Raw genomic sequence first — 9,577 nt, forward strand, 5'->3', positions numbered from 1 at the left:
ATCAAAGTAATTACTTAGGTTATGCAGGAACATATGAATTAATTATTTCTGCAGTAATAAGAGATCCAAATGGTGATGGCAACCATATGGATGATGAAGTAAAGACCTACAAGATTAAGTTTGTAGGTACCGTTATATGGTAATTTGTATGGAAGGAGGCTATCTATGAAAAAGAAAATAGGAATTATTATTTTAAGCATTTTTACATTTTCTCTATTCCTTGGCATTTCTATTTATGCTTATGTTAAAAATCAAGCAGGAAGCCAAGATTTGAATAATGTATCTAGTATAGAAAAAGATAATATTATAGAAGTAGCTTCCTTCTATGGTTTATTATCCTCTGGTACAGATTCAAGCTATAACAGCAAAGAATCTGTATCTAGTGATAGAGCTATATTACGTCTTAAAAACGATATCACGTTAACAAGTGATTTAGTATTAACTAAGGATATTCAAATAGATTTAAATACTCATACATTAGATTTAAATAATTATACCCTAACCTTTAAATCAGGCTATAGTGGTACATCAGGTATCTATAATGGCACTATTGAAACTGGAATCGTTACTACTGGAGAATCTAAAGGCGCTATTGTTATTGATTTAATAAAATCAGGATTTAAAGTAGATAAAGTTTCATATAAAAAGAATAATGTAACTGCAGAATCTACAGATATCTTCACTATAGTACATTTAGATAAAAAATATAGTGCCTATAGTGCACTATATATGGTTGGGAAGGCACTGAATTCAAGCTTGAATCAAGCCCCTAAATTTGAAGATTATCATACGGTAAGTAGTAATGATTTTAAACTTGATATAGAAAAATTCATTCCAAGCACGGCTTGTGAATTTGAAGGTAGTACAGAATATTGTAGCTATGTATATAAGGATTTAGATTTACCATATTATTATTTATCTAGTGATATAAATATTAGTTATAAATCATCAAATGAAAATATTGTATCGAATTATGGTAAGATATCTACTTCAGCTTTAAATGATCATAGTGATGTTACCTTAACGGTAACCATATCCATATCCGACGCAGGATCTACAACAGATTATGTTCTTGTTTTTAAATTACATGTAGTTAAGCTAACAGATGCAAACACCAAGAATTTGGTTTCTAAATCCTTAATAAAATCTTATATTTCACCATATTATAAAAAAGAAGCATTAACAATTATGGAAAATGTTGTATTCAGTGATTATTATTATGGATTTGATCATGCAATAGAATTGCCAAAGAGTGCCTTTGGAGGTCTTATTACATATACATATTCTGTAACAGATTATGATGGTAATGATGTAGATGGTAGATTAGCTGATAAATCAAATACAGTTTATTTTGAACCTAATTTAAATTGTTATCACTTGGTTATTAATAATGATCCTTTAAATATGTATTCTACCTATGTTTCAACAAAGGAATCTATTGCACATTTAATATTGAACCATTTATATGGTGGTGCAATCATTTATGATAAAACATATCAAAATCTACAACTAGAAACGGTATCTACCATTCAAAATGGCAATAATACTATAGTTAAAAATTTAATAACAGAACATGGTGTAACTCAAATTAACTATGCAATTAAGGAATCCTCTATAGCAGAGACCTATTATCAAATTAATGATAATGTATTATCTATTAATAATAATGTAGTACCTATCGATAAGGCACCATATATTACCGTTTCCTTCACATTTAGTGATGGAACTAGAATAGATATTGATGTATATGTGGATTACTTAGATTCTACTGGATCTATACTATCTAGCTTCTTAAGCTATTATAGTATTTATGACCCAGAGGTGCCAAGTGAATTACTAACAAAATTTGATATGCCATTTGCGTATAATGATAGTACTACAAATACTCCACATTTGATTCCACCATATATTGTATATGATGTTGCAACCTATACAATAGAAGAAGAAATCTTAGCGGATGGTTCTAAATTTACATATTATAATTATCATTATTTTAAGCCTAAGAACTTAAAAATAGATTTATATTACAATGGACAAGTAAGATATACCTTCCCTGAATATACAAATCAAAATTCTTTCTCTAATCAGTTAGATGCCCATTTAGGCACTAAAAAATTATCGGAAATAGCATCCTATTCTGATGCCCACTATATATTTAGTATTGATGCACAGGAATCCTTAACAGAAAATCAAAGATTAATATTAATGTATAATTATAAATTTAATGAAAATGATGTTGAATGGACTCCTTATGCTAAGGTAGTAGGCAATACGACTTATTTTACAGACTTAAATACGACTCAATTTACCGTTTTAGGTGGATTATTCTATAACGCACAAGGAATGACAGGAAGTGGTGTAACTGTACATCATGCAGTTAAGGATCAAACCTTCTTTAAGTGGATTTATAATAAATTTAGGCCATCTCAAATCGAAAAGTTAGAAAACATAAATGAAAATAATACCATTATCCCAATGGATTGGCTAAGCCAAGATATATTAATATCTTCTTCGGATAAAGATTTATCTTCAGTACAAGATTATAGTGGAATTGGCTATTTAAAGAATGTAACTCAGGTGGATTTATCTAATAGTAAAAGTGTATCCAATTCTGTAATTATAGGCTTAGCAGGTATGCCAAGCCTACATACTCTAATTTTAAAGAATTGTAATATTACAGATATCAGTGCTTTATCCAAGTTAACTACCGTTAAGGTATTAGATATATCCAACAATAAAATATCCTATTTTGATGCCTTATCCGAGGTAACCTCGCTAGAAAAGGTATATTTATATAATAACGTACCAGAAAATGGAGATGTAAAATATGTTGGTTCTACAGGTATATGTAATTTCCAATCCTTCTATGATTTAATGAGGCATGGATCTGCAGTATATAATACGGTATCGAATAATATTCCAGTATTATATGCAGAATCTAATTCTATTGATGATTATAGAAGATTAAAATCTATATGCTATCAGGATAAATTACAATCAGGTAAGGATATATCCGCTTTATATCAACCATTTGCTTCTCTTGGTCTAGATATTACAAATGTAACAGATGGGGCAAGACCTGGTAATAACCCATTTGGGCTTCAAACAAGTGGTAAACTATCTTGGAGTCATGAGGAAGATAAAACCGTAGGTACTGCCACATACTTCTATGTGAAATTAACCTATTCTACAGGTTATATATTAACCGTTAAATATTATGTAGATCGTTATAAATAAAAAAAGGAGGCTTATAATGAATAAGAAATTTAAACTTATATCCAATTTAATAGTATTATCCCTTACAAGCCTCTTGCTTATAGTGTTATCGTTTGGTTGGTATGCAGTAAATAAACAAGCGAATGTAAATAGCGGTACAGGTCTTACAAGTGATAACAATAATGTCGTATTCAGTGATACGATTACTGCAGAAATTACTTATTTAAATCATACAAAGGCTATAGAAACCTATAAAAGAAGAGATAATGGAAGTCTTTATTTAACGAAAAGAATTCTTTATGATGTACAGCCTGTTACTCCTATAGTTATAAAAAATGAGGATTTTACAGAAGCACAAAATGAGGGCTTCTTTATAAGAAACTTACTTCCTGGAGAATATGTAGATATTACCATAGGCTTTAGTATCACGGATGAATTTGATAATAGTAGCTATTCTATTGGTTTTATGAATGTAAATGGTAATAAAGATTTTATGTTAGATGGACATAAGCATTACGCTATGGGAGCATATAAATGGAAAAACATTTCATTAAAGGATGCATCTAATACAGTAATAAATAATTTTAGTACACAAGATTTCCAATGGTTTAGCCCCTATGATATAACAAAAGACGATGATACGAATTTAAGAATAGAATCCTTAAATGGTATATGGGATAAGGATTATGAATCCTTAAATTATACATTTAGAGTATTTGAGGATTTTACACAATATTATGAGCTTGTAGGTAAATCCTCAACCTATACAGGAGATGCACTATTATCCTTCTTGACTCTTCAAATTGGATTTATTTATGTAATGCTATAGAGGTGCGCAATATGAAAAAATCAAAATTAATTATGTCTTTAATTAGCGTAATTTTTTCCATTGCGCTAATCACATTTATGACCTATGCATGGTATATAAATATAGATACATCAAAAGATATGGAATTTGAAATCTTACAAATTCAATCCTTAGTGTCTATGTATGAGGGAGTCGATTTAAACCATAATGGACTACCTGATAAATTATCAAATGATAATGTAGGTAAATATTTAAATCCTAATGTAGGTTCTGGTACCTATATTTCCTATGCGGATAAATATTATAATGAAACTTATTCATTTAAATATTTAGATCAAAGATACGCACTAGCTAGAGATTCTGAATCGAATCTATTAAATAAAATAGAAATCTTAGATTTAGTACCATCTAAGATATTTACTTATAAATTTGAAATTATAAATTTAAGTGGAAGCGAAAATGATGTATCTTTTGGATTTGAAAATGATACTGAGGTAGATAAAACCAAATTAAAGGATTTTCAGGTAAGATGCGGTATTATATCAAATACTGGGGGAATTGATTTTACCTCTTGGCGTGATTTTTCAGATGGAGAAAGCTATAAAGGCTTTACCATCACTCCGGCAAACCTTAAAGTTGAAGGAAAGACCGCTGCCTATGGTGGTGGAACCCTAGAAGTAGGAAGACTTGACGTCTGGCTTGAGGTAAGGCAGAAGAGTGATTCTACACTTACACTTTCCCAGTTTAATCTTCCAGATTTCCGTCTTACATTATCTTTAGATACAGATCAAAAATCAAGCTAATTCGCTAATTTGACCTCGGTTGAATTAGCTTTTTTGGTTCCTTTTCACAAGATTTTACTACGGATATCCTATTTTGGATGTCCTTTTTCTTATGGAATGCTTTTTTGAAATAGATTGTAACACCTGTTACAATCTATTTTGTAGTGATATTACAATGTATTTTGATTATTTAAAGGATATAAAGATTTGTTATAATTTAAAATCTATATAAAACTATAGTTTACTTGACAACCGTCAACTAAAATGCTATTTTATACTTGGGTGATATATATGGTTAATATAGATGAAATAATCGATTTAACAAATCTATCTTGGACAAAATCTAGACAATCCTCAGGTACTGCAGGTTCTTATTTAAAAAGCTATTCTTATAGGAATGGCAAAAAAATATATTATAAATTATCCTATTTTGATGATGTAAATGGAATCTTTGGTTATGAATCCTTTAATGAAATTATTGCAGATAGATTATTATCTCATTTAGGATTTCCTCATTTAGAATATAATTTAATAAAAGGGAAGATTATTATTAATAACAAAGAATATATTACATATTTGAATTATACATATGATTTTAAGAAACCAAATGAGACTAAAATGACATTAGAAAATTTCTATGAATTAAATAAAGAAAATAATGAAGATATCCTTTCATTCATGAAAAGATATAATTTCTTAAATGAAATATATCATATGATTATAATTGATTATTTCATAATGAATAGAGATAGACATGGTGCAAACATTGAAGTCTTATATAATTACAAAACAAAGGAATACCGTTTAGCACCTCTTTTTGATCATGGATTATCTTTATTATCTCCATCTTATTTATCAGCTGATATAAAAGCATATGATATTTTTAAAAATAAAAGAGTAAATTCCTATATCGGTTCTAGCTCATTAGAAGAAAACATTAAAATTGTACCAAAAGATATGTTTCCAAAAAAGAATTTAAATCTAGATAATATATTCTTAGGTATCATCACAAAAGATAATCTAGAATATATGCTAAAGGCTAAACAATTACTACAAAGGAGATGGAACGAACTTGAAGATATTTTCTATAAGAAATAAAAAATGTATTTATGGATATCTATTTATGAATGATAAATATGATGATTGCTATATCGAATTAAATGAAGGATTAGAAGAATATCCTATATTCTTTCAATCCTTCATAAATAAAAATAAATATACCATGAATTCCTATTGGACCTATAAATGGATTAATGAAAGAATAGTACCTTATGAAAGAGGAAATATTAATAACATATTAAAGGATAATAAGATTCCATATTACAATGAGCTTTTATTACTTATATCTTCTAAAGGGAATTCATCTATGGATGATAATTATATAGAAGAGATTAAAGGATCTGATTTAGATTACAAAATTAAAAATAGAATGGAATATCATATAATAGACTTTATATCTTTAGATAATCAATTGATTGTTTTTTTAAAAAATAATAAGTCATACATATTAGATCATTTAAATAAAAAAGAAATTCCTTTTTTATCTATCTTTGGTAATGAAATTATTTATAATTCAAAGGATAGATATGATTATTTATTTATAAAAGATAATGGAAAAGAATTTCCATTATCTTATAATGCTTTAATCCAATATATAAATAACAATGTGTTAACATCAAAAGATATTGTTGATCACTTTGGATTCTCAAGACAGTATTTAAACACTTTAAAAAAAGAAAATAATATCCTTTCTTTAAATAATGGATTATATATATTAAATAATATAAAATTGTCTAAAAAATAAAGAATAAGCTTTATAAGCTTTTAACTTTATATTCATAAAAAACAATGGTATTTTTCTTTTATTTGGTATATGATTAATATATATGAGGAGGCTATATAAAATGAAAACAACGGCAATATATGATTATTTTTGGGATGAAATAGAAAAGGATGTAGAGATAAAAGAAATAGAAGGAGAAAACTATTATAATAAGATAGTATTTAATGCATTTATTAAATTAATAGATAATCTATTATCGGATAATCCTTATGATTTAGATTTAGCAAACAATATGAAATCACTGAAAAGAAAGAATGATATGAAATCTATATATTCTTTAATAAAAAGAGAATATTTATATAGATATATAAGGATAAATGTGAAATCTACAGATTTCCCTAAGGATTTAAAAAGAATTATGTTAATACCTATAAGAAGTAGTATATACGAAATGATGATGGGAGTTCTATCCACTATGGATTGCTATGGAGAGCATTTAGTATCCTTATATAAAAAAAATATTCACTTTGTTACTCCAATAGATGGAGGTGGATTTGGTTATTCTGCACTAGATAATTACACTATCGATATATTAGATTTAAAGAATGTGAATCTTTGGTATGATTATGGTGAGGATTGGATATTTAATATAGCATTCAATAAATTAGAATATTTTGAGGAATATGTTCCTCTTAAAATATTAAAATTTAGAGGTAGAGGCATTTTAGAGGATAATAAGCATATTTTATATTATTATTTCAATCATATAGATAATGAATGTATAGAAGAATTTGATCTAGATGATTATTTTTCAGATGATTTAGAAGATATAAATGATAGAGCTATAATGGATTATGATTCGTTAGTATATTCTTATATGGGAATAGATAAGAATGCAAATAGAGAGGAATAAGAAATGAGAAAAAGGAACTCTTTCTAAAATGACAAAAATATTACAAAATGACAAACGATGACAAAAATATTGCAAAATGACAAAAAATAGTGAATATGCAAAATAAAAAAAAGTGAAAATATTAAAACTCAATAAAAACTATTTACTTTTAAGAAATAACGTGTATAATACACGTGATGGATCGTCCTCCGGATACCTACGGGCCCGGAGGCTTTTTTTATTTATTAGGAAATTGTATTCTCATATTTATTTAACTTTCTGCTCTTTTTTCTAAAATCAAGCTCAAATAATCATTTATAAGTCCTATTTCTCACAAAATTTATCAAGCAAAAAATGGCTTACCTAAGGGATTTTTTGCAATTTTTGTGGTATAATAAATTTGTTTTTAGGACGGTGGATTACATTGAAAGATAATGATGTAAAAATTGTAAATGATGATTCAATTACTGATATTGTTAAGGTGATTGAAAAACATAGAGAAAATGCATATCGTAAAGTAAATGAAGAATTAGTAACTATGTATTATGAAATAGGTAAATATCTATCAGAGAAAGTTGCATCTGAAAAATGGGGTTCTAAGGTTATAGATAAAATAGCTAATGGGATAAATAATAAGTATCCAACATTAAAGGGCTTTGATAGAGCTGGGTTATATAGAATGATGCAGTTTTATGATACTTATAAGGATAATGAAATTGTCGCACCACTGGTGAGACAAATTAGCTGGACTAATAATTTAATAATATTTTCGCATAAATCAACAATAGAAGAAAAAGAATTTTATATTAGATTATGTATAAAAAATAATTATTCTAAAAGAGAATTGGAACGTCAAATAGCTAGTCATTTCTATGAAAGATATATATTATCTGCAGGTAATGAGCTAGAAAGTACAACTGCACTTGTTGGGGAAGATGATTATCCTAATACTAGAATATTAGATCAATATTCATTAGAATTTTTAGATTTACCTAATAATTATAAAGAAAAAGACTTACAAAGTGCTATTGTAGATAATTTAAAAGACTTTATATTAGAGATAGGTAAAGATTTTTCATTCATAGGAAAAGAATATCGTGTGCAAGTTGGAAATCATGACTATTATATAGATTTATTATTTTATAATAGATATTTAAAATGTTTAGTAGCTTTTGAATTGAAGGTTGATGAATTTAAACCAGAATTTATTTCTAAAATGAATTTTTATCTAGAAGCATTAGATAGGCAAGAAAAAAGAATTGATGAAAATCCATCAATTGGTGTAATATTATGCTCAGAAAAGGACCAAGCAGTTGTAGAATATGCGATGTCAAGAAATACATCTCCGCTTTTGGTATCAGAATATAGTACTAAATTAATCGATAAAAATATATTAGAAAACAAAGTGGTTGAAATTAGAAAAATGTTAGATAATACTGAGGATTAGGGAACTAATCCTTTTTAACTATTCAATTATGATGATATGTGTGATATTTAATGAAAAGAATTAAAACTAAATAGTGTCACCACTGGTGTCACAAATTAGTTGAAAAATAAAACATCCTGACTTTGTGCAAACACTGTCTGCAAAATCTAGTATTTTAAGTTGGACTATAATCACGCTCAATTGTAGTTTTTTAGAATTAACAATTAATGGACACAACAGGAAAGGAAGAAATAAGTAAATGAAAGAATTGGATTTATATGAAGGCTTTGAAGAATATGATTGAATAATAATACGATGCTATTAAAGTAACTATGTATTATGAAATAGGTAAATATCTATCAGAGAAAGTTGCATCTGAAAAATGGGGCTCTAAGGTTATAGATAAAATAGCTAGAGAGATAAATAATCAGTATCCTACACTAAAGGGTTTTAATAGAGCAGGGCTTTATAGGATGATGCAATTTTATGATACATACAAGAATAATGAAATTGTGTCAACACTGTTGTCACAAATTAGTTGGAGTAATAATATAGCGATTCTTTCAGGCACAAAAACAATGGAAGAAAAAGAATTTTATATTAGAATGTGTATCAAAAATAATTATTCAGCTAGAGAATTAAATAGACAATTATCAAGTGGATATTTTTA

8 protein-coding genes are annotated in these 9,577 nt (G+C 27.3%); all 8 read left to right on the forward strand.

All coding sequences use genetic code 11. The features are described from left to right. The first annotated feature begins 165 nt into the window (after positions 1–165). Positions 166–3,237, forward strand: a complete 3,072-nt coding sequence (locus SPJ17_RS02370; RefSeq protein ID WP_321092381.1) for a leucine-rich repeat domain-containing protein — start codon at positions 166–168, stop codon at positions 3,235–3,237. 16 nt (positions 3,238–3,253) lie between these two features. Continuing rightward, positions 3,254–4,045, forward strand: a complete 792-nt coding sequence (locus SPJ17_RS02375; protein ID WP_321092383.1) for a hypothetical protein — start codon at positions 3,254–3,256, stop codon at positions 4,043–4,045. A gap of 11 nt (positions 4,046–4,056) precedes the next feature. Next, entirely contained in the window at positions 4,057–4,827 is a 771-nt protein-coding gene (locus tag SPJ17_RS02380; protein ID WP_321092385.1) for a hypothetical protein, read from the forward strand. Positions 4,828–5,097: 270 nt separating this feature from the next. Beyond that, positions 5,098–5,904, forward strand: a complete 807-nt coding sequence (locus tag SPJ17_RS02385; RefSeq protein ID WP_321092387.1) for a hypothetical protein — start codon at positions 5,098–5,100, stop codon at positions 5,902–5,904. 25 nt (positions 5,905–5,929) lie between these two features. After that, positions 5,930–6,610: a hypothetical protein gene (locus SPJ17_RS02390; protein WP_321092390.1), complete on the forward strand. Its 681-nt coding sequence runs from the start codon at positions 5,930–5,932 to the stop codon at positions 6,608–6,610. Positions 6,611–6,710: 100 nt separating this feature from the next. Continuing rightward, entirely contained in the window at positions 6,711–7,502 is a 792-nt protein-coding gene (locus SPJ17_RS02395) for a hypothetical protein (RefSeq protein ID WP_321092392.1), read from the forward strand. Between the two features lie 403 nt (positions 7,503–7,905). Continuing rightward, a complete protein-coding gene (locus SPJ17_RS02400; RefSeq protein WP_321092394.1) occupies positions 7,906–8,928 on the forward strand; it encodes a PDDEXK nuclease domain-containing protein in 1,023 nt (340 codons plus the stop codon). A gap of 311 nt (positions 8,929–9,239) precedes the next feature. After that, the coding region (locus tag SPJ17_RS02405) for a DUF1016 N-terminal domain-containing protein (RefSeq protein WP_321092396.1) at positions 9,240–9,577 on the forward strand (338 nt) is incomplete at its 3' end.

Source organism: Anaeroplasma sp. (genome assembly GCF_034179385.1).
Taxonomy (GTDB): domain Bacteria; phylum Bacillota_I; class Bacilli_A; order Acholeplasmatales; family Anaeroplasmataceae; genus Anaeroplasma.